A 26,353-nucleotide genomic window follows, 5' to 3' on the forward strand; every position below is an offset into this window, starting at 1 on the left:
CTCCGGCCGCATGGCCGGGGCCCTTTTCGCATGCCGGTCGCGCGGACCGGTGCCGAGTTCCTAGAACGTGCCGAGCTTCACGATCGACAGCAGCGCGATCAGCTGGATCGCGGACGCGCCCAGCGCCTTCGGCCAGGGCAGGTCGTGGGAGCGGGAGACCATCATGGTCAGCAGGGCACCCGCGCCGAGCCAGGTGGCCCAGCCGAGCACCTGGACGAAGGTCGCGTCGCCGCCGGCGAACATGGCGACCAGCAGACGGGGCGCGTCCGTCAGCGCCGTGATCAGCATGGACAGGCCGACCGTCGGCTGCCAGGCGCCGTCGCCGCCGAGCTGGCGGGCCAGGGAGTGGGTGACCACGCCCAGTATGAACAGGCCGAGCACCATCACGACCGCCGTGATCAGCACGATCGGCACCGCGTTGGAGAGCGTCGCGCTGATCGCGTCCTTGCGGGCGCCGTCGAAGCCGAAGACCGCGAGCAGGCCGTAGAGGAAGGTGGTGATGATCGCCGGGGCCCACATCGTGTAGTCCCGCATGCGCAGGAAGGTCTGGTCGGGGGAGGTGATGATCCCCTTCAGCAGTTCCTTCCAGTGCAGCGGCGGGCCGATCGGGGCGGCGGGGGCGGCGGTCGAACCGGCGTGGTAGGTCGCGCCCTGGGTGTATCCGGCGGCCTCGTCGATCGAGAACGCCTGGGTGTGGCCCGGGTTGTTGGCCGCGTACGGGTCGTGCCCCGGGGCGCCGGCCGGGTGGCCGCCGTCGTCGCCGAAGTACTCCGGCCCGTCGTCGGCGGGACCGGGATGGCCGTACGACTGCCCCGGTCGGCCGTAGGGCTGTCCCTGCGGCGCCCGCTGCCCCTGCTGCGGGTACGACTGCTGCGGGTACGGCCGCTGCGGCGCCTGCGGATGGCCGTACGAGGGCCCCGCGGGCTGCCCGTGCGAGGGCCCCGGGGGCTGCCCGTGCGGCGGTCCGGGCCGGCCGTACGACGGTCCCTGCGGCGCCTGCTGTCCTTGGGGGGTCCGGTTGCCCCGGCCCCCGCGTCCGATCCTGAATCCAGCCACGTCATCGAACGTACCTGGTCCCGGAGAGTGACGTGCCGGGCCCAGGTGTTCGGGCCCGGCATTGCGGCCGACCTGTGACATCCCCTAAGGGGCCGTCAGCGGACGGACCAGGGGATTTCCAGGGTTTCGGGACAGCGGGAGCGGCCGGTCCGGGAAACCGGGTGTCAGTCGGCGAAGTTGGCGCCGAAGTACGGCGCACCCGTCGTCGAGACGCCCGAGGTGCTCGGGGAGACCGTGCGGGACCCGGACGTGGTGATCTTCGTGCCGTCGGACGGCAGATAGGTCACCGCGCCGTTGCCGGCGTTCTCCTGGGAGCCGACGAGCAGGTCGGCCCTGCCGTCGCCGGTGACGTCGTCGAGCTTGACGTCCTGGCCGAAGTAGTCGTCCTTCTCGTCGTTGCCGGGCACGCCCGGGGCGGACTGGGCGAAGCCCTGGGCGCCGGAGGCGGTGTCCAGGCCCTTGGCCGTGCCGTACAGGACGGTGACGGCGCCGGTGTTCGTCGCGCTGCCGATGTTCTCGCCCGCCACACCGATCGCGAGGTCGAGGAAGCCGTCGCCGTCGATGTCGCCCAGGTCCAGCTCGTAGCCGAAGAAGTCGTTGCCCTCGGCCGTGCCGGGGACGTTGCCCGTGTCCTGGGTGATGCCGGTGGCGGTCGGGGTGAGCGGGCCGCCGTCGGAGCCGTACGTCACCCAGACCTTGCCGCCCTTGCCGGAGTCGGGCACGGTGGTGCCGTCCTCGGTGGTGGGGTTCCAGTAGGCGCCGCTGACGATGTCGCCGTAGCCGTCGCCGTCGATGTCGCCGATCGCGCTGATCACACCCGGCTTGAGGGTCATGGCCTCGGACATGTGCAGGCCGTTCGCCCCGCCGGGGATGTAGTAGTTGCGGTTCCAGCCGTACGAGGTGTCGGTCTCGTAGCCGTCGACCACCAGGTCGGTGCCGTCGCCGCCGTTGATGTCGCCGGCGGTCAGGTTGAGCGGGCCGCCCGCGTCGGTGCCCATGATCGGGGGCTTGATCGTGTACGTGCCGCCGGGCGCGCCGGAGGCGTTGATGCCGCCCTTGAGGACATAGATGGTGGCGGCGGAGCTGCCGACGGCCAGGTCGGCCCTGCCGTCGCCGTCGAAGTCGCCGGCGGCGAGGTTCTTGCCCCAGTAGTCGTGCGCGGTGGGCGCCGGGTCGGCGACCGTGACGCCCTTGCCGGTGACGCCGGAGGCCGAGCCCCACAGGATGGCGATGCCGCCGCCGTCCTTGTCGCTGCCGACGTCCTCGCCGGGGGTGCCGACGGCGATGTCGTCGTAGCCGTCGCCGTTGAAGTCGGCGTACGCGGTCTCGGCGCCGAAGTGGTCGCCGGCTTCGGCGGTGCCCGGGTTGCCGGCGGTGTTCTGGCTGATGGTGGAGCGCTTGGCGGAGGAGACGCCGGTCTTCGTGCCGTACAGGACGACGAGCTGGCCGGCGCCGCTCCTGCCGTTCACGTAGGCGCCGTCGGCGGAGAAGGCCACGTCACCGATTCCGTCGCCGTTGAAGTCGGCCTGCGGGACGTGGGTGGAGTCCGCGGCCGTGGCGGTCACGGCCGAGAACGTGAGCAGACCGCCCGTGAGCGCGGCCGCGGTGGCCGTCGTGAGGGCGAGTCGCAGAGGCTTGTGCATGCGGGTTTCTCCTGCTGCATGCGGGGATGCCTGGCGGGCATCCACAGTCGATGGGGCGCGGACCGCCTCTGTTCGCTGTGAGTTGTCCCACGGTTCACCGGGCGGTCGGCGATCAGGAGACCCGTCGGGATGCGTAAGGGTTGTACGTGAGGTCAGTAAATTTGTGTGACTGCTGGGCGTGGCGAGTTGCCGAGCCGGTGGCGCCGGATCCGCCTACCGTGGACAGACGTGCGGGGGCCGACCCGGGCAGGGGACCGCCATGGACATGCAGCTCAAGGACACCGTCGCCGTCGTCACCGGAGCGAGCAGAGGCATCGGCCTCGCCATCGCCGACGCCTTCGCCCGTGAAGGCGCGCACGTCGTCGCCGGCAGCCGGAGCATCACTCCCGAACTGGAAGCGCTCCGCGAGGCGCACGGCGTCACCGCGGTCGCGGTCGACCTGTCCACCGCGGACGGGCCGGACGCACTCGTCCGGCACGCGGTGGAGCGGCACGGCAGGGTCAACGTCCTGGTCAACAACCTGGGCGCCGCGACGCCCCGACCGAGCTTCCTGGACATCGACGACGCCGAGTGGCTGCGGATCTTCGACCTGACCCTGTTCAGCGCGGTGCGGGCCAGCCGCGCGGCGCTTCCGCACCTGCTGGCCGCGGACGGGAGTTCCATCGTCAACATCAGCTCCGTCAACGCGCGCCTGCCCTTCCCCATGGTCGTGGACTACTCCGCGGCCAAGGCGGGTCTGGCCAGCCTGACCAAGTCGCTGTCCGAGGAGTTCGCGCCGCGCGGCGTCCGGGTCAACGCGATCGCCCCGGGGCCGGTCCGCACCCCGTTCTGGACCGCGCCGGGTGGCTTCGCCGACGCGACGGCGGCCCAGGCCGGCACCAGCGCGCAGGAAGCCGTCGATGTCGTCGTGCCGCGGACCATGGCCATCTCCACCGGCCGGGTCACCGAGGCTCGTGAAGTCGCCGATCTGGCCGTCTTCCTCGCCTCCCCGCTCGCCGGGAACATCACGGGCGCCGAGTTCACGATCGACGGCGGCCAGGTCAAGACGTTGTGAGCCCTTGCCCGCCGACGCGGAGGGCGGTGGGCGAGGATGGTGCCATGAGCGTAGTGAAGATCAATGTGCTGACCGTGCCCGCCGAGCAGCGGGAGGTGCTGGAGAAGCGGTTCGCCTCGCGCGCCCACGCGGTGGAGAACTCCGACGGCTTCGAGTGGTTCGAGCTGCTGCGCCCCGTCGAGGGCACCGACACCTATCTCGTCTACACGCGCTGGCGTGACGAGGAGTCCTTCCAGGCGTGGATGGAGGGGCCGATGAAGTCCGCGCACCAGGGCGGTGCCGAGGGCGAGCGTCCGAAGCCGGCGGCCTCCGGCTCCACCCTGTGGTCCTTCGAGGTGGTGCAGCAGGCGGGGCCGAAGGGGGCGTAGCGGAAAGGCAGTTGGGCAGAGCGACGGCGCCCCTGTCCGTGCGGGGCACGGGCGCCGTCCCCGAGCGGTGGCGCGTGGGTCGTTTCGGCGGCGGGTGCGCGGTCGGCCGGGGGTACGGCGGTCGGGGGTACGGCGGTCGGGCAGGGAAAGGCATCGACGGCATGGATGAGCGGCAGCGGCTCGGCGAGGGGTCGTTGGACGAGGCGGCGGACGCGTTTCAGGGCGTACGGCCGCGGCTGTTCGGTATCGCGTACCGCGTCCTCGGCAGCGTGTCCGAGGCCGAGGACGTGGTGCAGGACGTGTGGATGCGCTGGCAGGGCGCGGACCGGAGCACGGTGCGGGACGCGGGCGCGTATCTCGCGAAGATCGCCACGCGGCTCGCCGTCAACGTGGCGCAGTCGGCGCGGGTCCGCCGTGAGGCCTATGTGGGGCCGTGGCTGCCGGAGCCCGTGGACACCAGCGTGGATCCGCAGGTCGGCGCGGAGCGTGGCGAGGCGCTGGAGCTGGCCGTGCTGCTGGTCCTGGAGAAGCTGAACCCCGTGGAGCGGGCGGCGTACGTGCTGCGGGAGGCGTTCGCGTATTCGTACGCCGAGATCGCGGACATCCTGCAGCTGAGCCAGGCCAACGCGCGGCAGATCCTCAGCCGGGCCCGCAAGCGGCTGTCCGCCGAGCACCGCGAACCCGTCGAGGCGGCGCAGCACCGGCGGCTGGTCGAAGCCTTCGTCGCCGCCGCGCGGCACGGCGACGTGGCCGCGCTGGAGAGCGTGCTGTCGGCCGACGCGGTGGCCTACGCGGACGGCAACGGCATGCGCGGCGTGGCCCGGCTGGCGGTCGTGGGCGCGGAGCGCGTGGCCCGGATCAGCGCCTTCGCCCAGCGGTTCTTCCCCGGGGCCGAGTACGGCGTGGTCGAGGCCAACGGCCGGCCCAGCGTGCTGCTCGTCCGCGACGGGGTCGCCGTCGCGTTGGTGTCCGTCACGGTGGGGGCGGAGGGCATCGACGGGCTCTACTGGGTCCTCGCCCCCGCCAAACTGAGGGCCTACGAACGCTCCGCCCGCAGAGCCACCGCCCACCCGTAGCCACACGGACCGCCCGTCGGGCTCACCTGCCGTCGTAGATCTACCGGTTGCCCCCCCATGAGCGGGGGGGGGACGGTCAGTTCCGGGTGAGCCAGTCCTCGTAGCGGGTGGCCGCCAGGTGCGCCGTGTCGTCGCCGATGAGCACGCCGTCGGGCATGCCCGCGAACGGGCTCGCGGACTCGTCCGTGACGACCGTACGGCCGTCCGGCTTCGCCGCCAGGGTGATCTCCCCGAGCCGGTCGAGGGCGTGCACCTCGGGCCCCGCGATGTTCCGCACGCCGTTCGACGGCTCTGCCCGGGCCGCCTCGGCGACGGCGGCGGCGACGTCGGCGGAGGCCATCGGACGCAGCCGCAGGGACGGCAGGTGCACCTCGGTGCCCTCGGCGGACATGTCCATCACCGGCGCGATGAACTCGAAGAACTGGGTGGCGCGCACGATGCTGAAGGGGACGCCGCTGTCGCGCACGGCCTCCTCCTGGGCGACCTTGGCCCGGTAGTAGCCGTAGTCGGGGACCTGGTCGACGCCGACGATGGACAGCGCGACATGGTGGCGGACGCCCGCTTCCTTCTCGGCCTGGAACAGGTTCCGCGCCGAGCGGGTGAAGAAGTCCAGCGCCGCCTCGGTCTCGAAGGACGGGGAGTTCGACACGTCCACGACCACGTCCGCGCCCTTGACCGCCGCTGCCAGACCTTCGCCGGTCAGGGTGTCGACGCCGGTGGAGGGGGTGGCCGGGAGGGGGTCGTGACCGGCCGCGCGCAGCAGTGCGACCACCTGTGAGCCGATGAGCCCCGTACCGCCGACAACCATGATCTTCATCTCTGTCTCCGTTCGCTGATGCCGATGTCCGGCATCAGCAGGACAAGGCAGCGGACGGATCTGTGACAGCCGGGACCGGCCGTTCGCACGACGGCGCCCCCTGCCTGTGCGGGGCAGGGGGCGCCGTACGTCGTGGAGCCGGTGCTACTTCGCGGGCTCGGGCTCCGGCTCGTTCGCGGGCTCGGTCTCGCCGGCCGGGTCGAGGGGGGTCCGCACCGAGTCGAGGAGCAGCTGGGCGACGTCCACCACCTGGATGGACTCCTTGGCCTTGCCGTCGTTCTTCTTGCCGTTCACGGAGTCCGTGAGCATGACCAGGCAGAACGGGCAGGCGGTGGAGACGATGTCGGGGTTCAGCGACAGAGCTTCGTCGACGCGCTCGTTGTTGATGCGCTTGCCGATCCGCTCCTCCATCCACATCCGGGCGCCGCCGGCGCCGCAGCAGAAGCCGCGCTCCTTGTGGCGGTGCATCTCCTCGTTGCGCAGGCCCGGGACCTTGCCGATGATCTCGCGCGGGGGCGTGTAGATCTTGTTGTGGCGGCCCAGGTAGCACGGGTCGTGGTAGGTGATGATGCCCTCGACGGGGGTGACCGGGATCAGCTTGCCCTCGTCGACCAGGTGCTGCAGCAGCTGGGTGTGGTGGATGACCTCGTAGTCGCCGCCGAGCTGCGGGTACTCGTTGCCGAGCGTGTTGAGGCAGTGCGGGCAGGTGGCGACGATCTTCTTCGCCGACTTCGGCTTCTTGGTCGACTCGTCCACCTCTCCCTCCTCGTTGAGGGACTCACCGAACGCCATGTTCAGCGCGGCCACGTTCTCCATGCCGAGCTCCTGGAACAGGGGCTCGTTGCCGAGGCGGCGGGCGGAGTCACCGGTGCACTTCTCGTCGCCGCCCATGATCGCGAACTTCACGCCCGCGATGTGGAGCAGTTCGGCGAAGGCCTTCGTGGTCTTCTTGGCGCGGTCCTCCAGCGCGCCGGCGCAGCCGACCCAGTACAGGTAGTCGACCTCGGAGAGGTCCTCGATGTCCTTGCCGACCACCGGGATCTCGAAGTCGACCTCCTTGGTCCACTCCAGGCGCTGCTTCTTCGCCAGACCCCAGGGGTTGCCCTTCTTCTCCAGGTTCTTGAGCATCGTGCCCGCCTCGGACGGGAAGGCGGACTCGATCATGACCTGGTAGCGGCGCATGTCGACGATGTGGTCGATGTGCTCGATGTCCACGGGGCACTGCTCGACGCAGGCGCCGCAGGTGGTGCAGGACCACAGCACGTCCGGGTCGATGACGCCGTTCTCCTCGGCGGTGCCGATCAGCGGGCGCTCGGCCTCGGCCAGGGCGGCGGCGGGGACGCCGGCCAGCTGCTCCTCGCTCGCCTTCTCCTCGCCCTCCATGGTCTTGCCGCCGCCGGCCAGCAGGTACGGCGCCTTGGCGTGGGCGTGGTCCCGCAGCGACATGATCAGCAGCTTCGGGGAGAGCGGCTTGCCGGTGTTCCAGGCGGGGCACTGCGACTGGCAGCGGCCGCACTCGGTGCAGGTGGAGAAGTCCAGCAGGCCCTTCCAGGAGAACTGCTCGACCTGGGAGACACCGAAGACGTCGTCCTCGCCGGGGTCGGTGAAGTCGATCGCCTTGCCGCCGGACGTCATCGGCAGCAGCGCGCCGAGGGAGGTCTCACCGGTGGCGTTGCGCTTGAACCAGATGTTCGGGAAGGCCAGGAAGCGGTGCCAGGCCACACCCATGTCGGTCTTCAGGGCGACCGTGATCATCCAGATGAAGGAGGTCGCGATCTTCAGGCCGGCGAAGAAGTAGGTGAGGTTCTGGAGCGTGGAGACGTCCATGCCCCGGAACCAGGAGACGACCGGGTACGAGAGGAAGAACGACGCCTCGTAGGAGTCCACGTGGTGCTGGGCGCCCTCCAGCGCGTGCAGCGTGAAGATGCAGACGCCGACGATGAGGATGACGGCCTCGACGAAGTACGCCTGGCCGAAGTTGGAGCCGGCGAAACGGGACTTGCGGCCCGGCTTGTTCGGCTTGCTCAGCTGGCGGATCGCGATCAGGACGAGGATGCCGGCGACCGTCATGGTGCCGATGAACTCGACGAAGACGTTGTACGGTGCCCAGTCGCCGATGATCGGCAGGATCCAGTCCGCCTTGAACAGCTGCCCGATCGCGTTGACGATCGTCAGCAGCAGGGAGAAGAAGCCCACCGCCACGAACCAGTGCGCCACACCGACGACGCCCCAGCGGTTCATCCGGGTGTGGCCGAGGAACTCCTTGGCCACGGTGAGGGTGCGCTGCGTGGGGTCGTCGGTCCGCGTCCCGGCCGGTACGGACTGGCCCAGCCGCATGAAGTTGAAGATCTGGAGGAGGGCGCGGCCGAACAGTGCCACGCCGACCACGATCAGGACCAGCGACACGATGATCGCGGCGAGTTGCATTGGGGCTCCTGGGGCGGCCTCGAATTAACCGAGCGAGCGACATTACTAAGCGGTAACTTATCCAGTCCGTCTGAGACTACCCCCATCTTCCTGCGGGTTGCAGCCGAGCGCGGGGTGATGAGCATCATCCCCGGGTCATCAGATCGTGTTATTCATACCGAATTGCTACATTCGCCCCTACCTTAGGGCTGTGCTCTACGGGATCGCCGCGGCTACCGCAGCCCTCTTTCTCGCCGCCGTGCTGGCGGCGCTGCTCAGAGTGCCCGCGCTGCGGGCGGGCATCGTCGACCGGCGTCTGCACCGGCGGCTGCCGCTGCTCGGCGGGGTCGCCGTGGTGACGGTCACCTGTCTCGTCGCCGGGGCCGGGCAGTGGACCGGCGTCGCACCCCTCGGGGACGGGGTCGACCGGCTGCTGGTGTCCGCCGCCCTGGTCGCCGCGCTGGGCCTGGTCGCCGACGTCTGGCGGCTGCGCCTGCGCGTGCTCGTCGCCGGTGCGGCCGTGGCGGCGGCCTGTGTGGTGCCCTACGACGAGACGGGGGTGCTGGGCGGCGTCCTCGCCCTCGGGTGGATCGTCGCGGCCACGCTGGCCTTCAAGGGGCTCGATCACGTGGACGGGCTGGCCGGCACCGTCGGGGTCGTCACCGCCTTCGGGGCGGGGGCCTGCGCCGCCGCCGAGATCATGGACGGGCTCGCGGTCCTGCTGAGCGTGTTCGCCGCCGCCCTCACCGGCTTCCTGATGCACAACTGGCATCCCGCGCGGATCGGCCTCGGCACCTGCGGCTCGCTGTTCACCGGGTTCCTGCTGTCGTCCTCGCTCGTCTTCACGCGCGCGGGGTACGACCTCGGGCCGAGCGCGGCGGTGATGTTCTGCCTCGGCGCGGTGGCCCTCGCCGACGCCCTCCTGGTGGTCCTCGCCCGGGGGTTCGCCCGGCGTTCGCTGCTGCGGCGCGGGCCCGACCATCTGGCGCACCGGCTGCGGCGGCTCGGGCTCACCCCGCAGGCCTCCGTCGTCCTGCTGGGTGCCGGCTCCTTCTCCGCGGTGCTCGTGGGGGTGCTCGTGCACACCGGATGGACGGGGGAGGGGGCTGTGCTGTGGGTGGCCGGAGGGGTGCTGCTGGTGGTCGTCGTACTCCTTGGGATTCCTGTCCAGTCGTCTCGGCGGACGGAATCTACGCAGGTCAGCGGCCCATTGCGTGTAAGGAACGGATAAGACTTGAGCCCTCTCGACTCAGGTCTGTTGACCCAGCGGTGGGAGTCGTGCACACTTGAGTCCGTTCCACTCAAGTCAGCTGGAGGAATCAAAAATGGCACGTGCGGTCGGCATCGACCTGGGCACGACTAACTCCGTCGTCAGCGTTCTGGAGGGCGGCGAGCCCACCGTCATCACCAACGCCGAGGGCGCCAGGACCACGCCGTCCGTCGTCGCCTTCGCCAAGAACGGCGAAGTGCTCGTCGGCGAGGTCGCCAAGCGCCAGGCGGTCACGAACGTGGACCGGACCATCCGCTCCGTGAAGCGCCACATGGGCACGGACTGGAAGATCGAGCTCGACGGGAAGCAGTTCAACCCGCAGCAGATGAGCGCCTTCATCCTGCAGAAGCTGAAGCGGGACGCCGAGTCCTACCTGGGCGAGAAGGTCACGGACGCGGTCATCACCGTCCCGGCCTACTTCAACGACTCCGAGCGTCAGGCGACGAAGGAGGCCGGCGAGATCGCCGGTCTGAACGTCCTGCGCATCGTCAACGAGCCGACCGCCGCCGCGCTGGCCTACGGCCTCGACAAGGACGACCAGACCATCCTCGTCTTCGACCTCGGCGGCGGCACCTTCGACGTGTCCCTGCTGGAGATCGGCGACGGCGTCGTCGAGGTGAAGGCCACCAACGGTGACAACCACCTCGGTGGTGACGACTGGGACCAGCGCGTCGTCGACTACCTGGTCAAGCAGTTCCAGTCCGGCCACGGCGTGGACCTGTCCAAGGACAAGATGGCCCTGCAGCGCCTCCGTGAGGCCGCCGAGAAGGCCAAGATCGAGCTGTCCTCCTCCACCGAGACCTCGATCAACCTGCCGTACATCACCGCGTCCGCCGAGGGCCCGCTGCACCTGGACGAGAAGCTCACCCGGGCTCAGTTCCAGCAGCTGACGGCCGACCTGCTGGAGCGCTGCAAGACGCCGTTCCACAACGTCATCAAGGACGCCGGCATCTCCATCAACGAGATCGACCACGTCGTCCTCGTCGGTGGCTCCACCCGCATGCCCGCCGTCGCCGAGCTCGTCAAGGAGCTGACCGGCGGCAAGGAGGCCAACAAGGGTGTGAACCCGGACGAGGTCGTCGCCATCGGCGCCTCGCTCCAGGCCGGTGTCCTCAAGGGCGAGGTCAAGGACGTCCTGCTGCTCGACGTCACCCCGCTGTCCCTCGGTATCGAGACCAAGGGCGGCATCATGACCAAGCTGATCGAGCGCAACACCACGATCCCGACCAAGCGTTCCGAGATCTTCACGACGGCCGAGGACAACCAGCCGTCCGTGCAGATCCAGGTCTACCAGGGCGAGCGCGAGATCGCGGCGTACAACAAGAAGCTCGGCATGTTCGAGCTGACCGGTCTGCCGCCGGCGCCGCGCGGCGTCCCGCAGATCGAGGTCTCCTTCGACATCGACGCCAACGGCATCATGCACGTGACCGCCAAGGACCTGGGCACGGGCAAGGAGCAGAAGATGACCGTCACCGGCGGCTCCTCGCTGCCGAAGGACGAGGTCGACCGGATGCGCCAGGAGGCCGAGCAGTACGCGGAGGAGGACCACCGCCGCCGCGAGGCCGCCGAGAGCCGCAACCAGGGCGAGCAGCTCGTCTACCAGACCGAGAAGTTCCTCAAGGACAACGAGGACAAGGTCCCGGGCGAGATCAAGACCGAGGTCGAGGCCGCCGTCGCCGAGCTGAAGGAGAAGCTCAAGGGCGAGGACACCGCCGAGATCCGCACCGCCACCGAGAAGGTCGCGGCCGTCTCCCAGAAGCTCGGCCAGGCCATGTACGCCGACGCCCAGGCCCCGCAGGCCGGCGGCCCGGAGGGTGCCGCCGCCGGTGGCGCCAAGGCCGCTGACGACGACGTCGTCGACGCCGAGATCGTCGACGACGAGCGCAAGGACGGTGCCGCGTGACGGAGGAGACCCCGGGCTTCGAGGAGAAGCCCGACGTCCCCTCCGGCGCCACCCCCGACGACGCCGAGTCGAAGGCCGCCCCCGAGGAGGGGGCGGCCCCGGCCGGGGACGCAAACGCAAGCGCGGGTCTGGTGGCCCAGCTGGACCAGGTGCGCACGGCGCTCAACGAGCGCACGCTGGACCTCCAGCGCCTCCAGGCCGAGTACCAGAACTACCGCCGCCGGGTCGAGCGCGACCGGATCGCGGTCAAGGAGATCGCCATCGCGAACCTCCTGACCGAGCTCCTGCCCGTGCTCGACGACATCGGCCGCGCGCGGGAGCACAGCGAACTGGTCGGCGGCTTCAAGTCGGTGGCCGAGTCGCTGGAGACCGTCGCGGCCAAGATGGGCCTGCAGCAGTTCGGCAAGGAGGGCGAGCCCTTCGACCCGACCATCCACGAGGCCCTGATGCACTCGTACGCGCCGGACGTCGCCGAGACGACCTGCGTGGCCATCCTGCAACCCGGGTATCGCTTCGGCGAGCGCACCATCCGCCCCGCGCGGGTGGCCGTCGCCGAGCCGCAGCCCGGCGCGCAGACCGCCAAGGCCGAGGGCGCCGAGGAGACCACCGAGGCGAAGCAGGCCGGTGCCGTCGACGACGGGGAGAACGGTGGCCCGGACGAGGGCTGACGGGCAGACACTCAAGGGGAAGGAGGGACGTCGGGGATGAGCACCAAGGACTTCATCGAGAAGGACTACTACAAGGTCCTCGGCGTTCCCAAGGACGCCACCGAGGCCGAGATCAAGAAGGCGTACCGGAAGCTCGCCCGCGAGTTCCACCCGGACGCCAACAAGGGCAACGCCAAGGCCGAGGAGCGCTTCAAGGAGATCTCCGAGGCGAACGACGTGCTCGGCGACCCCAAGAAGCGCAAGGAGTACGACGAGGCACGCGCCCTGTTCGGAAGCGGTGGCTTCCGCCCCGGGCCGGGCGCCGGCGGCTCCTTCAACTTCGACCTGGGTGACCTCTTCGGCGGAGGCGCCGGCGGAAACACCCAGGGCGGAGGCTTCGGCGGCGGGATCGGTGACGTCTTCGGGGGCCTGTTCAACCGTGGCGGCACCGCCGGCGCGCGCACCCAGCCGAGGCGCGGCCAGGACATCGAGTCCGAGGTCACGCTGAGCTTCACGGAGGCCATCGAGGGCGCCACGGTGCCGCTCAGGATGTCCTCCCAGGCGCCCTGCAAGGCCTGCTCGGGCACCGGCGACAAGAACGGCACACCGCGTGTGTGCCCGACCTGCGTCGGCACCGGGCAGGTGGCGCGGGGCTCCGGCGGCGGCTTCTCGCTCACCGACCCCTGCCCCGACTGCAAGGGCCGCGGCCTGATCGCCGAGCACCCCTGCATGGAGTGCAACGGCAGTGGCCGGGCGAAGTCCTCGCGCACGATGCAGGTCCGCATCCCGGCGGGCGTCACCGACGGGCAGCGGATCCGGCTGCGCGGCAAGGGCGCGCCCGGCGAGCGGGGCGGACCGGCGGGCGATCTGTATGTGGTCGTGCACGTCGGCGAGCACCCGGTGTTCGGGCGCAAGGGCGACAACCTCACCGTCACCGTGCCGGTGACGTATCCCGAGGCGGCCCTCGGCGGCGAGGTCCGGGTGCCGACCCTCGGCGGTCCGCCCGTCACCCTCAAGCTGCCGCCCGGCACGCCGAACGGCCGCACGATGCGCGCCCGTGGCAAGGGCGCGGTCCGCAAGGACGGCACCCGAGGCGATCTGCTGGTCACCGTCGAGGTGCGTGTTCCCACGGACCTGCCGGGGAAGGCTCGTGACGCACTCGAGGCGTATCGCGAGGCGACCGCGGGCGAGGATCCGCGGGCAGAGCTGTTCGAGGCGGCGAAGGGAGACTGAGAGAGATGGACGGCCGTCGACGTAACCCGTATGAACTGACCGAGGAGACCCCGGTCTACGTCATCTCGGTGGCGGCCCAGCTCTCCGGACTCCACCCGCAGACGCTGCGCCAGTACGACCGCCTGGGCCTGGTCTCCCCGGACCGCACCGCGGGCCGGGGCCGCCGCTACTCGGCCCGTGACATCGAACTGCTCCGCACGGTGCAGCAGTTGTCGCAGGACGAGGGCATCAACCTGGCCGGCATCAAGCGGATCATCGAACTGGAGAACCAGGTCGCCGCGCTGCAGTCCCGCGTCGCGGAGCTGGAGTCGGCCCTGGACGGCGCGGCGGCCGCGATGCAGCAGCGCGAGGCCGCCGTCCACGCCTCCTACCGCCGCGACCTGGTCCCGTACCAGGAGGTCCAGCAGACCAGCGCGCTGGTGGTGTGGCGACCGAAGCGGCAGCAGGACTGAACGGCAGCAGGACCGCACGGAACACGGCGAGGGGCCGGGAGGAACGATCCTCCCGGCCCCTCGCCGTGTTCCGTGCGGGGCGTCAGTCCAACTGCTCGGTGGAGCCGTCGGGGTGGACGAGCAGGCGGATGGAGCCGCCGTAGCGGTTGTCCGTGATGGCTGCCGGGGTCGGGCCGCCGAGCTGCCGGGCGCGTTCCTGCAGGATCGACAGGACGACGTCCTGGATGTCGCCGTAGGGCGGCGCGGTGACCGGGACGCCGTCGACCAGCGCGGCGTTGGGGGAGAAGACGTGGACCTGGGCGTCGGCGGTGGTGCTCGGGGCGGGCTGGGTCGGCGTCGGTTCGGTCATCGGATCCTCGGAAGGTGCGGGCGGGCTCGGGCAGCAGATGAGTCAGGCGATCCTCGGCGCGGCCGGGTCGGCGGCGCCCCCGTGCCCGGCCCGCGCGTAGGTGCCGCGCGAAAGCCGTTGCAGGCGACCCGACTTGACCAGGGCGGACAGGACGTTGCTGATCGTCTTGGACGGGTCGCCGTAGACGCCCGGCGGCAGTGCGCGTCGTACGTCGCGGGCGGAGAACGGGCCGGGGAACGCCTTCACCGCCCGCTCCACGGCGGCGCGGATGCTGGGCGCGGTCGGCGGACGGCGGCGCGGCTCCGGCACGGCGGCCGTGCCCGTGTCACGGGCGGCGGGGTCGTCCGCGGCCGGGTGGGGCAGGTGGGCGCGCAGCTTGTGCAGGGCCGAGCGGATGGTCGCTGGCAGGTCGTCGTCGCCGTCGACCGTGGCGGCCAGCATCGTCGCCACCTTCTCGATGTTGCCGAGGCCGGCGGCCAGTTCACGCAGCAGCGGATGGAGGACGTCGTGGCGCAGTGCGGCCACGGGGTCCTTGGTGGCGAGTTCGACCGAGATGGATCCGCTGAGCAGGTGGGGCCAGGCGACGGCGTCGGCGCTGTCCTCCGCGGGGACGAGGGAGGCCACGGCGGCGCGCACGGCCCGGACCTCCGCCAGCGACTCCGGGCGCACCTCGCTGCCGGGCAGGCACACGAGCATCGCGACGAACTGCTCCAGGCTGGCCAGCGCGGGCAGGGTCGTGCGCACCAGCGGGCCGAGCAGCGCCTGTCGTACGGCCTGGGCGGGATCCTCGTAGGAGAAGGCGATCCGCTGCCCGGCCCCGGCCGCTGCCATGTGCTCGTTCCCGCTTTCCGTGTGCCCGGTCGTACCGGGGTGTCGTGGTGGTCTCGGTGGTCGTGTGTGCTCGCGGGCCGGCTGTCCCGGGTCGGCCGCGGGGCGCCTCGGCTCCTCGGGGGCGCGCGGTGGTTCGTCCTGGAGGCGGTCGAAGGCGTCGAGGATCTCCTCCAGGGTGGCCGGGCCGTGGGCGGCGGCGCGATGAAGGAACGTTTCGGCAGCATATGAGCGCACCCGGGCCAGCCGCCGCGCCTGATCGTCCGCACCGTCCGCGACCCGGGTCGGCAGATCGCCCCAGGCGTCGCCGATGCCGAGGGCCCGGCGCATCCGGCGGCGGTCGTCGGGGGTGGTCGCCGCCGCGTAGCCGTAGGGCTCGGCGTAGGCCACCGCGTCCTGGAGGCACTCGGCCCACAGCGGGCACGAGGCGCACAGGTCGCTCGCGGTGCGCAGCAGGACGAGATGCTGGCGGCGCTGCTCGGGCGGGCCGCCCGGAACTCCCGCGGCGTCCGGCGCGTTCTCCAGCAGCGGGTGCTGGAAGACGTCCGGGCGGCGACGGCAGGGCAGCGCAGCGTCAGGTGTGTACGGTCCCCGATGCCGCTCACGCGCGCGTGGCGTGGGCAGTGCGGGCAGCGTCGCAGGACGTGCCAGGCGCATGTGTGAAGTCCCCCGTGGTGATCTTTGAGCGTGGGGGACTCTAAAACACCGCGTAAAAGCCGTGCAACGCATCTCTAAATTGCGTACCAGGCTGAGACAGTGACGCGACGAAACGTTCACAATGCCCTCAACTGTCGGCGCCTTGCGGCGCCTTGGTGCCGGATCGGCCCGCGCGCCCCACTCGGCGCAGCCGGGCGACCAGCGATTTCGCGGTGCCGCCACGGAGCGCCAACACCCCGAGGACGCCGAGGAATCCCAGCGGAACACCGGCCTGCGGGGCGAACATCCCGACAACCGAGGCGATGACCAGGATCACATCCGCGAGGAGCACGGTCACCCCACGCCGACCCGGGTGCTCCTTCACCATCCAGGCGCCGAGGAGGGCCATGCCGGTGAGGGCCCAGTAGCCGAAGACGGCTTGGCCGGTGACGGTCGCGCTCGTGTTCGTACGGGCCAAGTCGCCCATCGCGGAGAAGTATCCGGTGAATGCGACGGTGAGCGTGGTCGTGCCGAGTGCCAGCAGGAGCTGGGTGCGGCGGCGGAGCAGCCAGATGACCGCGCCGCCGAGTGCCAGCGCACAGATCGCGCCGAAGGAGGCGAGGCTCTGCGAGGCGATGGCGAACAGGGTGTAGACGACGGCGACGCCGAACACGAGACGGGGCAGGAGACGGACGGCCCAGGGGTCGTCCCGGTCCTGGTGGAGGAGGCGGCGCAGACCGGGCAGGAGACCGCTCGTCCGGCCGCGGGGCGCCTTGGCATCGCGGGCGCACCGCTGAGTCCTCCGGCTTGCCTGTGTCGTACTCATCCCAGCTCAGCTCTCGTGCTCTGATGCTCCAGGCCCGGGGCCGGGGGCGCCTTCGAGTCCGGCGCCGCGCCGGAGGAACCCGTCTCGAGGGCGACGGGCCTGGGAGTGAAACCGAGCTGCCACAACGGGACGGAGGCCGACGGTGCCGGGGCCTTCTGCTCCTTGGCCCCGACGGTCGCAGGGGCCTCTGCCTCGGTCGTCTCTTCCGCGGTCTGCTCGGTCTGCTCGGTCTGCTCGGTCGGCCGGTCCGTTGCCTGTTCCTCGGTCTGCTCGGCCGACGGGTTCGTCGCCCGTCCCGCCTTCTTCGCGGCCGCGCGTTCGGCGCGTTCGTTCGCCACCGAGGCGAACTCCGACTCGAGACCGGCCCTGCGCTCCACGGGGTCCTGGTCCGGGTACGTCTGCGGGTCTATGTAGTGCGCGGCCGTGGGGTCGTTGTACTGAAGCTGCGCACGGGCCGCGTCGGTGCCGACTTCGGTCCGTGTCTGCTCGGGCCAGGTCTGAGGCGCTTCGTAGGCGAAGTTGATGTGGTCCAGGCCGACGTCGGGGTTGGCGTGGAGGGTGGGGAGTTCGCGCTTGTAGAGGATCGAGCGGGTGTCGGCGTACTGGGCGAAGGCGACGACCGGACCTTTCGCCTCGGCGGCGTAGGTCTCGGAGATGGTGCCCCAGCACTCGCGGGTCCAGTCCTCGGTGAAGCCCTTCTCGGCTCCACCGAGAGCCTTGAGGACCTCTGGTTCCCACAGGTACATCGCGTTGAGCCGTCGACCGCCCTCGGTGGTTTCCAGCGTCTGCGCCGATCCAGGACTCTGCGCGTTCTGGGTTCGGGCCCAGGCCTCGGCGATGTACCGGTTGTCGAGGAAGTGCTGGTTCCAGCTGTTGGCGGGCACGTCCGGGTGCTCGATGCCGTACGACCAGAAGGCACTGGTGGGTGCCGTGCCCTCGGGAGGCTTCACACCTTCCGGGTCCCTGGTCAGGGCCTCGATGTACTCCTTGACCTCCATGCCCTTGGCCCCGGCTTCCGCTCGCAGTTGCCGGACGATCGCCTTGCGGCCTTTGGGGGATCTGGCGTACGCGGCGCGCTCGGCCTCCTCGGTGGCGAACCGGACGGCGAGGTCTTCTATGTTCTCCGGGATCGTCGGCGTGCTCACACTGCCCCCATCTCGATCGGGCGCGGACGGAAGGTCACGGACAGGTTCGCGGCGCCGTCCCACTCGCTGTGGGCTGTTCCCACCGCCAGGGCGATGTCCATGACGACGAGCGGTCCTGTGCCCGACCGGGGCAGCCAGTAGGCCAGTCGGTACGGGTTCCGCTCGTCGAGCCGGTCCTCCGGGTCGGCCAGGTCCAGGCCGCAGACCCTGTCGGGAAAGTCGTCGGCGCTCCAGGACCCCTCCCACGTCGGCTCCCCCAGAACGGAGCACGCGGCCGTCAGGTACACGGGCCAAGCATGGTCCGCCGCCTCCAGCACAGCAGGGTTGTCCTCGGCGGTCTCGGCCCCGGCCCCCCACACCCAGTGGCGGACGGAGTCCACGGGCGCCCAGCTGCCGCCGGGGGCGCTGAGAACGAACTCGCCTCCCGTGTCGGTCCGTACCTGAAGGACGCGCTCGAAGCTCAGTGGTATCCAGCCGTACTGGGCGCACCACATGTCCAGGCCCTGGCCCGGCAGCGGCGGGCCGGCCCACATGGTCGGCCAGTCCACCTCGGCCAGTCCCCGCAGCTCGGTGACCAGCTCCTGCGGAGTGCGGTCCTGGCGTCCTGATGTGAGGCCCATGGTCTGTCTCTCGTCTCGTCGTTCGTCACAGCTGCCAGCCGGGACCGGCGTTCCCGGGGTCGGTCGGCCCATGACAGGCCAGGGAGATCGTCGCACTGCCGGGCCCCCAGCCCGTCGCCGTACCCGCGGAGAGGCTCGCCTTCAGTGCGAACAGTGGTGCTCCCGGCGTACGGAAGGACCAGACCGCCAGTCGGTAGGGGTCCTGGTGTTCCGCACGCCATGCCGCGTCGCTCCAGTAGCCGGTGCCGGGTGGATCCGGAAAGCCGGCTGTGTCCCAGTCACCGGACCAGGCGGGCATGTTCAGCACCGCCTGGACGGCGCCGAGATAGGCGGGCCACCGTCCGGCCGCGAGGGCGGCCACGGCGCCGTTCTCCGCCGCCGCACCCGCGCGGACCGACCACAGGGTGTGCTCGACCCGGGTGACCGGACGGCCGGGGGCGACCGAGGCGAGGTGCAGGCGGCTGCCCTGTGGCGTGCGGACCCACTGGCCCGCCTCGAACCACAGCGCCCGCCAGCCCAGGTCGGCGCACCAGGCGGTCCGCTTCTCCCCGTCGTCCGGGAACCCCTCCCACACCGTGGACCAGTCCACCTCGATGAGCCGCTCCAGTTCCTCGACCACCTGGTCGGGGCTGCAGTCGGCGGTCAGGGTGGGCATGGGGTGGCTCCTCGGGATCATTACTGGCGGACAGGCGCAGAGCTGGTTCTATACGCGGCCGTTGGGGCCGCGCGGGTCTCGTGGGGGCGGGGTCGGGGACGTCGGCTGCCGGGGCACCGTCGGCGGTTCGGTGGGCGTCGGCCGGAGCCGGGGGGCGGGCGGCTCGGCGGCAGTGGGCCGGGGACGGGATGCGGCCGGCTGGTGCTTCTGCAGCTGTGCCGAGCCCGACTGTGCCGAGCCCGACTGTGCCGGCGCGGTGGGCTGGCGCGGTTCCGGCTGTGCTGCCGTGGGCTGGAGGGTCTTCTGACCGCTGGAGCCACTGACACGTCGGCCTCGGGTGGGGGAGGCCGGAGGCGCCTGCTGTTCCGCCGCATCGCGGCGCTCCCGCACTTCTTCGTTGACCATCTTCGCCGCCTCGGACTGCTGTTGGGCCGTCTGCCGCTGCTCCCGCCTCGACTGGCCGAGCCAGCCCCACTGCTGGAGCTTGTCGCGGCCCCGGCCCTTGGCGACGACACGGTCCGCGGTCCAGGCGGCTCCCTTGGCCGTGGAAGCCACGACACGGCCGGACCTCTTGGCCGTGCCTGCCGCGACGCCCGGTGGCATGGCGGCCGCCTTGCCGAAGGCCGAGTTCGCCGCATCCGCGACGCCCAGCGCGTCCTCCGCACCCGCGACCTGCGGCGTGAACTTCCCGGACAGCAGGTTCTTGAGCAGCACCACCACGGCGATCGTGACCAGGAGGAGCATCAGCAGCTGCACGCCCAGCGGCTCCGGGAGCGGGAGGATCAGCTGATAGAAGAGCAGCAGAATGGTGAGGATCACGCCGAATCCGGCGCGCAGCACGAAGCTGTGCACGAAGGTCTGCCACCAGCCCCTGAGCAGCTTCTGCTGGGTCGGGTGGATCGCGATGGTCGCGACCAGGGGCAGCAGGATCACCATGATCAGCGTGACCGCGTGCCACAGCAGTGTGAGAGCACTGAGCACCATGACCATGATGCCGACGATCAGAGAGGCGACCAGGGCGTAGACACCCATGCTGACGCGTGCGCCGGGCTTGTCACCGCTCCACGTTTCGTAGACGTCGGGGGGCTCATGGCCGGCGACGTAGTAGCGGACCTCTCCGTATTGGTGCTCCTTGTCCGTCATCACGCCGTCCGTGACTATCTTTTTCTGCCCGTTCGGGTAGAGCTCGAAGTTGTTCAGCGACTGGGCGGAGACCTGCCTGACACGCAGGTCGTCGCAGTACGTCTTTGCGAGATCGCACTTGAAGGCGTCGCCCTTGTACGGGATGGGCGTCTTGCCCGAGTCGCCGAACTGGCCTATGGCCCAGGGCCGGAACGCCAGGGTGTCGTACATGGCGCAGGTGGATATGCGCATGCCGCGCTGGGGCGCGCCGCTCGGCAGGGCACAGGGGGGACTGATGTCGCCCGTCGCACTGGACAGCACTGCCTCGGCCAGTGCGGCGTTGCCCTGCGCGATTCCCGAGTCGGCCTTCTGGACCACGGTCGTGTAGTTGTTGTCGACGAGGAACGCCGACACCGCGATCACGACGAACGCTGCCCATCCCACGCCCGACCAGACCTCGCGCATGTCGCCCTTGCGCCATTTGCCGAACACCCAGAGCCCGGTGAGCAGGATCATGGTGGGGACGGCCACCTTGAACACCCTGTTGTTCAAGCGGTCGACGACGCTGTCGTGACCCTCGACGGTGTGCTTGTAGAGCGCGGAGAGCGGGCTCGGGTTGGACGCGATCTCCTTGAGGCTGATCGCGGCGCGACTGACGAACTTGCTGATGTCGAAGATCGCCTGCGCGACGGTGTTGGTGATCGAGTTCTGGATGCTGCACTCGTCGTCGTCGGCGTGGTCGCCGTCGCGCCCGGTCTTTGCCTCGCTCTGACTCTGCTGAGTGGCGGACCAGTTGAGCCCTCTCATGCCGTCGATCTCGTAGAGCGTGTAGTCCTTGGCCGTCTTCGGCATCGGCTCGGCCCCGGAGACCAGGCCGCGCGAGCCGTCCCACTGCCTCACCGCGGGGAAGATGTTCTCCCCGCCGGCGCCCGGCACGTCCGCCCTCTGGTTGATGCTCTGATCCACCCAGTCACACGTGCTGAAGAGGGCGTTGGCCGACTGCGGCGCGGAGAGCGACAGCGCGATCACCCCGAGCACCACGAACAGAATGGCGCGCGCGGCGACACCGGTACTGATGACTGCCTTGCGCAGGGGGTGGGTCAGCATGCGATGTCCTTCGGACGGATCAGAGATGGCGGAAGTAGTTGGTCAGGACACACCCGTCGACCAGCGCGGGCTCCTTCTTGTAGCCGCTGGGCATCGTGAACTTCGGGTCGCACGTCAGGTACTTGAGGCCGGATGTCTTCAGGTCCTGGGCGGTTTCGGAGCCACCGGGAACCACCAGGAAGTCCTGGCCGACCAGGACCCCTGAGGTGACACCGCTGGTCTTCAGAGCGCCCTGGAACTTCTTCATGTCCACCAGGGCCAGCGTGGTGGAGTCGTCGTAGTTGTCCCTGCAGACGTAACGCTCCCTGACGCCCCAGACGGCGGCCCCCCGATCGTCGGGGATGTCCCAGGCCGGATCGTGGCCCGCGAGGCTGCCGGCGTCGTACTCGTCGCCCGGTTGCAGGTCCAGGCAGGCCCCGTGCTGGTTGAGGTAGTCGGAGATGTCGGCGATGCTGGAAGCCGAGGGGAGTCCGCCCTTGGCGGCCCCGCCCCCGCTGGCCTTGCCGTCACCGTCGCTGTTGCCGATTCCGCCGATCGCGCCGCTGCCGTCCTTGCCGTCGTTGCCGCACGCGGCCACCGACGCCGACATGACGAGGAGAGCGCCTACGGCCAGTGCTCGCTGGAGTCGCATGGTGATGTCCTTCTGCCTTACTCGGGGACGTAGTCGGTCAGCACACAGCCCTCTACGAGCGCGGGCTGCACGCTGTAGCCGCTGGGGACCTTGAGGTCGGGATAGCAGTTCAGGACCCGCAGGTCCGTCTGGAGGAGCGGGTTGTCCTGGAGGGAGGCGGTGGGGTCGACCGTGAAGTCGGCGCCGACGAGATACGTGCCGCGGCGCAGCGTGGGATCAGACTCGCTGCTCCGTACCGACTTGCGTACGTCGTCCCGGTAGGCCTGCTGGAACGTCTTCATGTCCTTGGTCAGGTAGATGACCCAGCCTCCGGCGTCGGAGTTGTCCTTCCCGCAGGCGGCGCCCTCCTTCACTGACCACTTGGCCGCGTCCGCCTTGGTCTCCTCCTTGAAGTCCGCACCGCTGTACCCGTGGTAGGTCGGGCTGATGAAGCCCTCCGCCGGCGCTCCGGGTGCGCCGAGGGGGTCGTTGCTGAGGGCGGTGCAGGGCAGGCCCGCCCGGGTGATGAACTTCTGCACGTCCCCGACCGTCTTGGCGCTGGGCAGTGCGTGGCCGTCGGAACCGCCGCCGCAGCCGGTCAGCGCCGTCAGCAGGGCCACCGAAACGGCGGTGGGGAGCAGGGACTTCAGCGAGCGCACGGTGCTTGCCATCCTTCGGGTGTCGGGGGTCATACAGCTGCCGGGTCCGCGGCCACGGCAGTCTGCTGCGCCGGGTCCTCCTCCGCTTCCTGCAGGAACGTCCAGTCCCAGACGCTGAGCGGCGGGTTGATCCCCTGCCGGGTCGGGCGGGTCGTGCCGTTGGTGTCCGTCGCGGCGAGGATCTCCTTGAAGACCAGGTCGACGGCGACCGTGCCGACCCGTTTGTCGGCGTCGCGCTGGAGGCAGACACCGGTGCGGAGTTCCTGGAGGGCGGCGATGACCTTGGGGTCGTCCTCGGGGCGGCCGAGGAGTGGGGCGACCAGCGAGGCCTCCTGGGCCGACTTCTGCTTGAAGGCGAAGACCGTGTGGATCTGGTTGGCGCCACCGCTGCGGGCTTCGGAGTCCTCGATCTGGACCAGGTCGATGGCCTGCTGGGTGATCAGGACGGTGACGGCCAGGTAGGAACGGCCCTGCTTCAGGGCTCTGCGCATCAGGTCACGGCCGGACTCCGTGGCCGTGACGACGTACGCCTCGTCCACGAAGAGCGCCTTGGGGCGCAGACCGATCTGGCCGGTGACCGGGTTCTTCTCGTAGCCGACGTCCAGCATCTGGCTGCCCAGCTCCACGACGGCCATCAGGGCCGTCGCCGCCAGCCGTTCCGCAGGGTTCCAGTTGCGCGGGTCGGACGCCGCCGGCGACTGGAAGCCGCGGAGGGTGATGACCGTACGCCGCTTGCGCATGCTGGACAGGGGCTGCGGGCGCTCCGCGAACGACAGGCGTGCGTACGGCAGCGTGCGCAACTCGGTCAGGAGCATCTGGGCGAGCTTCAGGTCCTTCGTCGCGTCCCTGTCTCCCGTCGCGACGGCGTGATCGTAGGCCGCCACCACCTCGTCGACCACCTGCCACAACGTCGGCCGGGGCACCTGCTGCTCGGCGTCGCGGGCGGAGCAGCCCTGCTCGACCGCCTGGCGTATCGCGGAGTTGTAGCGGCCGACGACCGTGGCCATCCCCTCGATGACGGGCAGCCGTACGCGCTGGTAGTCCTCGTCTCCGAGGAAACCGCGCAGCATCGACTCGGCGAGGAGCCGGCCGGCGGGCACGTCACGGGCGATCACCCACGGGTCCAGCACGCCCGCCTGGCCCTTGAGGAGGTCGACGACTTCCGTCTCAGCCCAGAACCCGGGGTTGATCGGCCGGAACGCGCTCTGCGGCGTGCCGAGGACGCCGGCCTCCGCGTCCGCCGCGAACGCCGGGTCGTTCACCTGGGAACCGAAGGCCAGGTAGTAGCACATCTGGGCGAAGTCGGTCTTGGGGTCGATGACGAGGCAGCGGACGCCCGACTCCGACTCCTCGTAGAACTTCTGCAGGGCGAGAGACGACTTGCCACCGCCCGATGCGCCGACGATGGCGAGGCCACCGCCGTCGTTGCGGGCCGGGCCCACGTGCAGCGAGTAGTGGACCGGCATCTTGCCCGCCCAGCCGACCAGGTTGCCGACCCAACCCAGGCGCCTGCCGGAGCGGGTCTCGGGGTTGTCGCCCAGCTCGGTGCCCGCGGTGGGCAGGCCGGCGCCGAGCTGCTCGACCTCCTGCAGCCGCAGGTACGGGGCGATCGGCAGCTTGGGCGCGTCACCGGGCAGCTGGGACTGCAGCAGGCGCCACTGCTGGCGGGTGGGACGCAGCAGCGTGACCTTCAGGTCCTGCTTGAACTGCATCTCCAGGACACGGCGGCGGCGCTCCAGCTCCCTGACGTCGGGGGCTGAGATCGTGAAGCGGATCTGCGCCTCCATGCCCGGCATCTTGTGCTCCTCGATGTCGTCGACGAGCTCCTGGGCGCGGGTGACCTGGCTGGCCAGCTTGGTGTCCGGCGCGCGGCCGGAGTTGGCCATGTCGTTCATCTCGTCGACGAGGTTGCCGCGGATCTTGTCGGCGCGGTCCTTGAACTTCATGTACGGGACGAGCGTGAACCGCATGTCGATCTCGACCGGGAAGTCCACGTGCTGGGCGGCGTAGCGGGCCCATGCGGTCGACTGGCGGAAGCGGGTCTCGGCCGGCCAGTTGGCGGCCACCAGAGTGGTGGTGTAGCTGGTCTGCTGTTCGCCCGTGACCTCGTCGTACTGGTGCAGCACGATGTGCGTCTTGCGGTTCTCGCCGGAGAAGTCGACGACCAGGTCGAACTGGTCCGGGCCCCAGGCACGCGAGCCCAGGACCGGCTCCGGCGGCACGGGCAGGTCGCCGTGGAGCGGCTTGCGGATCAGCCAGACCAGCTCCTCGCGGGTGAGCGGCGCGCCCTTGAGGCCCTCCAGGCTCTCGTGCACCTCGACCGCGGTCTGGGTCCACTCCGCGAGGACGGACGGGGACAGGCGCTCGTCCGCGACGCCGGTCGCGACCGAGGCGGCCTGATCGGCCGCGCCGCGCACCCCTTGGAGCAGCCCCGGCTCGTCGTAGGGCTCGTCGTCCTGGGACAGGACACCGGTACCGCCGCTGCTGCGCTTCAGCGAACCCAGCTTCACCAGCAGGATGTTGCGCTCCCGCTTGGCGCCGATGCGCTCTTGGTAGTCCGCCTTGCGCAGGTTGTACGCCTTGTAGTTCTCCGTCGGGTCCCAGGCGACGGCATTCAGTTCCTCCGCCCAGGTCAGCGCGGTGATCGGCTGGTACACCTTGCGGTAGTGACACTCGACGTTGCGGTCACCGCGTGCCAGGTTGAGCAGACCCCGGGCCGGGCCCTCGGCCATCGTCTGGAGTTCGGTGGCGTTGAGGTACTCGTCGATGGCGGTGGGCAGGACGAGGCCGGTCCACACCGAGCCGCCGTGCACGAAGATCATGTCGTCGGCGTAGCGGTAGGGGAGACGGAGGTCCTCGCTGCGGGCGGAGGACGAGCCGGAGCCCTTGGAACCGGATGCGGACGACCGTGTCCGGCCGCCGCCCTGGCCCTGCTTCTTGTTGCTCGACGACGCGGCCATGATCACGGCGACCACGAAGAAGGCTGCCGCCGCGCCCAGAAGGATCAGCATGAACATGGAGGAGTCACCCTGCGGTAGTTGACGTAGGACAGTGAGAGGCCGGCGATGGGTCAGCGGCGCGGTGAGAACGCGGTGCCGCGTTCGGCGGCGGCCTGGCGTGCGGCGTCGTAGCGCGCCTGCCAGCGCGGCGACCCCGGGGTCCAGAGGATGACCTGCCAGTGCAGGTTCTCCGGTTCACGGTCGGCGGCGAGCCCCTGCAGCCGTTTCGGCTGGAACCAGTAGTCGGCCCACACCACCAGTTGCTGGCTCAGAGTGAGCGCCGAGGGCAGCGGTCGGCCCCAGACGAAGTAGACGGCGAACGGTGGTCCGAAGTAGAGGATCGACGTCCACATCGACAGGCCCAGTACGGGCATGAAGGCCGACACCGTGAACAGCGTGACGAGCCACACCAGGCCGAAGCCGAAGGCCGCGCCCAGCGCGGGCAGCAGCAGCCCCGGAAGCGGGATGTTGCCCCAGTTCCAGATCCGCTTCGGGCGGTTCACCAGGTCGGTGTGGTCGTACGCGACCAGTGGCTCAGGTGCCTCCTGCGTCAACACCGCGAACCTCCCTTCTGCTCAGAGCGCTCGGCGCCGTTCAGTTGCCGTTGCCGATGTTGCTGCCGAGACCGATGAGGAGAGAGGCGAGGCCGGTGGCACCACCGATGATCAGTGCGGCGAGCGCGATCATGCCGAAGCCCTGGAAGGCCTCGCGCATGCCGTCACCGCGCTTCATCGACAGCAGCATGCGGATGCCGAGGATGAGGAGGGCGATGACGGCGACCATCGTGCCCGCGTTGCGAAGGATGTCCTCGATCCGGTTGAACATCCCGGTCATGTCGTCATTGGCGGCCAGATACATGGTGGTTCCTCTCG

General features: G+C 70.2%; 24 protein-coding genes. 8 read left to right on the plus strand and 16 right to left on the minus strand.

Annotated elements, in window-relative coordinates; translation table 11 throughout:
- Positions 1–60: 60 nt before the first annotated feature.
- Both AQI95_RS01990 and AQI95_RS01995 read right to left on the minus strand, forming a co-directional pair.
- On the minus strand, positions 61–1,137 hold the full coding sequence (locus AQI95_RS01990; protein ID WP_208614044.1) for a Yip1 family protein: 1,077 nt from the start codon (positions 1,135–1,137) through the stop codon (positions 61–63).
- Between the two features lie 83 nt (positions 1,138–1,220).
- Positions 1,221–2,699 (minus strand): VCBS repeat-containing protein, encoded by a 1,479-nt coding sequence (locus AQI95_RS01995; protein ID WP_067116168.1) that lies wholly within the window; start codon positions 2,697–2,699, stop codon positions 1,221–1,223.
- A gap of 259 nt (positions 2,700–2,958) precedes the next feature.
- On the opposite strand from AQI95_RS01995, the gene AQI95_RS02000 reads away from it, so the two are divergent.
- The 3 genes from AQI95_RS02000 (at position 2,959) to sigJ (ending at position 5,197) form a co-directional block, all read left to right on the plus strand.
- Positions 2,959–3,753 (plus strand): SDR family NAD(P)-dependent oxidoreductase, encoded by a 795-nt coding sequence (locus AQI95_RS02000; RefSeq protein WP_067116172.1) that lies wholly within the window; start codon positions 2,959–2,961, stop codon positions 3,751–3,753.
- A 44-nt stretch (positions 3,754–3,797) separates the two neighbouring features.
- Entirely contained in the window at positions 3,798–4,121 is a 324-nt protein-coding gene (locus tag AQI95_RS02005) for an antibiotic biosynthesis monooxygenase family protein (RefSeq protein WP_067116176.1), read from the plus strand.
- 161 nt (positions 4,122–4,282) lie between these two features.
- Positions 4,283–5,197: an RNA polymerase sigma factor SigJ gene (sigJ, locus tag AQI95_RS02010; RefSeq protein ID WP_067116180.1), complete on the plus strand. Its 915-nt coding sequence runs from the start codon at positions 4,283–4,285 to the stop codon at positions 5,195–5,197.
- 76 nt (positions 5,198–5,273) lie between these two features.
- On the opposite strand, the gene AQI95_RS02015 is transcribed toward sigJ, so the two are convergent.
- Both AQI95_RS02015 and AQI95_RS02020 read right to left on the minus strand, forming a co-directional pair.
- The gene (locus AQI95_RS02015) at positions 5,274–6,014 is read right to left on the minus strand and encodes an SDR family oxidoreductase (RefSeq protein ID WP_067116183.1); all 741 of its coding nucleotides are present in this window, start codon (positions 6,012–6,014) and stop codon (positions 5,274–5,276) included.
- A gap of 144 nt (positions 6,015–6,158) precedes the next feature.
- Positions 6,159–8,441, minus strand: a complete 2,283-nt coding sequence (locus AQI95_RS02020) for a (Fe-S)-binding protein (RefSeq protein ID WP_067116186.1) — start codon at positions 8,439–8,441, stop codon at positions 6,159–6,161.
- Positions 8,442–8,631: 190 nt separating this feature from the next.
- Here AQI95_RS02020 and AQI95_RS02025 point away from each other — a divergent pair, with 190 nt between their 5' ends.
- The 5 genes from AQI95_RS02025 to AQI95_RS02045 all read left to right on the plus strand — a co-directional run bounded on the left by AQI95_RS02025 (position 8,632) and on the right by AQI95_RS02045 (position 13,925).
- On the plus strand, positions 8,632–9,651 hold the full coding sequence (locus AQI95_RS02025; protein ID WP_067116188.1) for an MraY family glycosyltransferase: 1,020 nt from the start codon (positions 8,632–8,634) through the stop codon (positions 9,649–9,651).
- Positions 9,652–9,745: 94 nt separating this feature from the next.
- Complete coding sequence (dnaK, locus tag AQI95_RS02030) at positions 9,746–11,593, plus strand: molecular chaperone DnaK (RefSeq protein ID WP_067116191.1); 1,848 nt, start codon at positions 9,746–9,748, stop codon at positions 11,591–11,593.
- Positions 11,590–12,261 carry a nucleotide exchange factor GrpE gene (gene grpE / locus AQI95_RS02035; protein WP_067116193.1) on the plus strand — a complete coding sequence of 224 codons (672 nt, stop codon included), beginning with the start codon at positions 11,590–11,592 and terminating at the stop codon, positions 12,259–12,261. The genes dnaK and grpE overlap by 4 nt, the downstream gene beginning before the upstream one ends.
- 36 nt (positions 12,262–12,297) lie before the next feature.
- A complete protein-coding gene (gene dnaJ, locus AQI95_RS02040) occupies positions 12,298–13,473 on the plus strand; it encodes a molecular chaperone DnaJ (protein WP_067116196.1) in 1,176 nt (391 codons plus the stop codon).
- A gap of 5 nt (positions 13,474–13,478) precedes the next feature.
- Positions 13,479–13,925, plus strand: coding sequence for a heat shock protein transcriptional repressor HspR (locus AQI95_RS02045; protein ID WP_067116198.1), 447 nt, complete (start codon positions 13,479–13,481; stop codon positions 13,923–13,925).
- 82 nt (positions 13,926–14,007) lie between these two features.
- Here AQI95_RS02045 and AQI95_RS02050 read toward each other — a convergent pair whose 3' ends face one another.
- From AQI95_RS02050 to AQI95_RS02105, 12 genes are all read right to left on the minus strand, one after another.
- Complete coding sequence (locus AQI95_RS02050; RefSeq protein WP_067116201.1) at positions 14,008–14,274, minus strand: hypothetical protein; 267 nt, start codon at positions 14,272–14,274, stop codon at positions 14,008–14,010.
- A 42-nt stretch (positions 14,275–14,316) separates the two neighbouring features.
- Positions 14,317–15,759: a WhiB family transcriptional regulator gene (locus AQI95_RS02055; RefSeq protein ID WP_244188590.1), complete on the minus strand. Its 1,443-nt coding sequence runs from the start codon at positions 15,757–15,759 to the stop codon at positions 14,317–14,319.
- 127 nt (positions 15,760–15,886) lie between these two features.
- Positions 15,887–16,564 carry a hypothetical protein gene (locus AQI95_RS02060; RefSeq protein WP_244188591.1) on the minus strand — a complete coding sequence of 226 codons (678 nt, stop codon included), beginning with the start codon at positions 16,562–16,564 and terminating at the stop codon, positions 15,887–15,889.
- Positions 16,561–17,709 (minus strand): hypothetical protein, encoded by a 1,149-nt coding sequence (locus AQI95_RS02065; protein ID WP_067116205.1) that lies wholly within the window; start codon positions 17,707–17,709, stop codon positions 16,561–16,563. Before AQI95_RS02065 ends, AQI95_RS02060 begins: the two co-directional genes overlap by 4 nt.
- Positions 17,706–18,329 carry a hypothetical protein gene (locus AQI95_RS02070; protein WP_067116208.1) on the minus strand — a complete coding sequence of 208 codons (624 nt, stop codon included), beginning with the start codon at positions 18,327–18,329 and terminating at the stop codon, positions 17,706–17,708. The genes AQI95_RS02065 and AQI95_RS02070 overlap by 4 nt, the downstream gene beginning before the upstream one ends.
- A 25-nt stretch (positions 18,330–18,354) precedes the next feature.
- Positions 18,355–18,984 (minus strand): hypothetical protein, encoded by a 630-nt coding sequence (locus AQI95_RS02075; protein WP_067116211.1) that lies wholly within the window; start codon positions 18,982–18,984, stop codon positions 18,355–18,357.
- 48 nt (positions 18,985–19,032) lie between these two features.
- Positions 19,033–21,213: a hypothetical protein gene (locus AQI95_RS02080; RefSeq protein WP_067116214.1), complete on the minus strand. Its 2,181-nt coding sequence runs from the start codon at positions 21,211–21,213 to the stop codon at positions 19,033–19,035.
- Positions 21,214–21,232: 19 nt separating this feature from the next.
- Positions 21,233–21,844 (minus strand): hypothetical protein, encoded by a 612-nt coding sequence (locus AQI95_RS02085; protein ID WP_067116217.1) that lies wholly within the window; start codon positions 21,842–21,844, stop codon positions 21,233–21,235.
- Positions 21,845–21,861: 17 nt separating this feature from the next.
- Positions 21,862–22,494 (minus strand): hypothetical protein, encoded by a 633-nt coding sequence (locus tag AQI95_RS02090; protein WP_159056445.1) that lies wholly within the window; start codon positions 22,492–22,494, stop codon positions 21,862–21,864.
- Positions 22,495–22,511: 17 nt separating this feature from the next.
- Positions 22,512–25,499 (minus strand): ATP-binding protein, encoded by a 2,988-nt coding sequence (locus AQI95_RS02095; protein ID WP_067116223.1) that lies wholly within the window; start codon positions 25,497–25,499, stop codon positions 22,512–22,514.
- Positions 25,500–25,552: 53 nt separating this feature from the next.
- Entirely contained in the window at positions 25,553–26,038 is a 486-nt protein-coding gene (locus AQI95_RS02100; RefSeq protein ID WP_244188592.1) for a hypothetical protein, read from the minus strand.
- Positions 26,039–26,075: 37 nt separating this feature from the next.
- Positions 26,076–26,339: a TrbC/VirB2 family protein gene (locus AQI95_RS02105; RefSeq protein ID WP_067116226.1), complete on the minus strand. Its 264-nt coding sequence runs from the start codon at positions 26,337–26,339 to the stop codon at positions 26,076–26,078.
- Positions 26,340–26,353 lie beyond the last annotated feature (14 nt).

The sequence above is a fragment of the Streptomyces yokosukanensis genome, assembly GCF_001514035.1.
GTDB lineage: Bacteria > Actinomycetota > Actinomycetes > Streptomycetales > Streptomycetaceae > Streptomyces > Streptomyces yokosukanensis.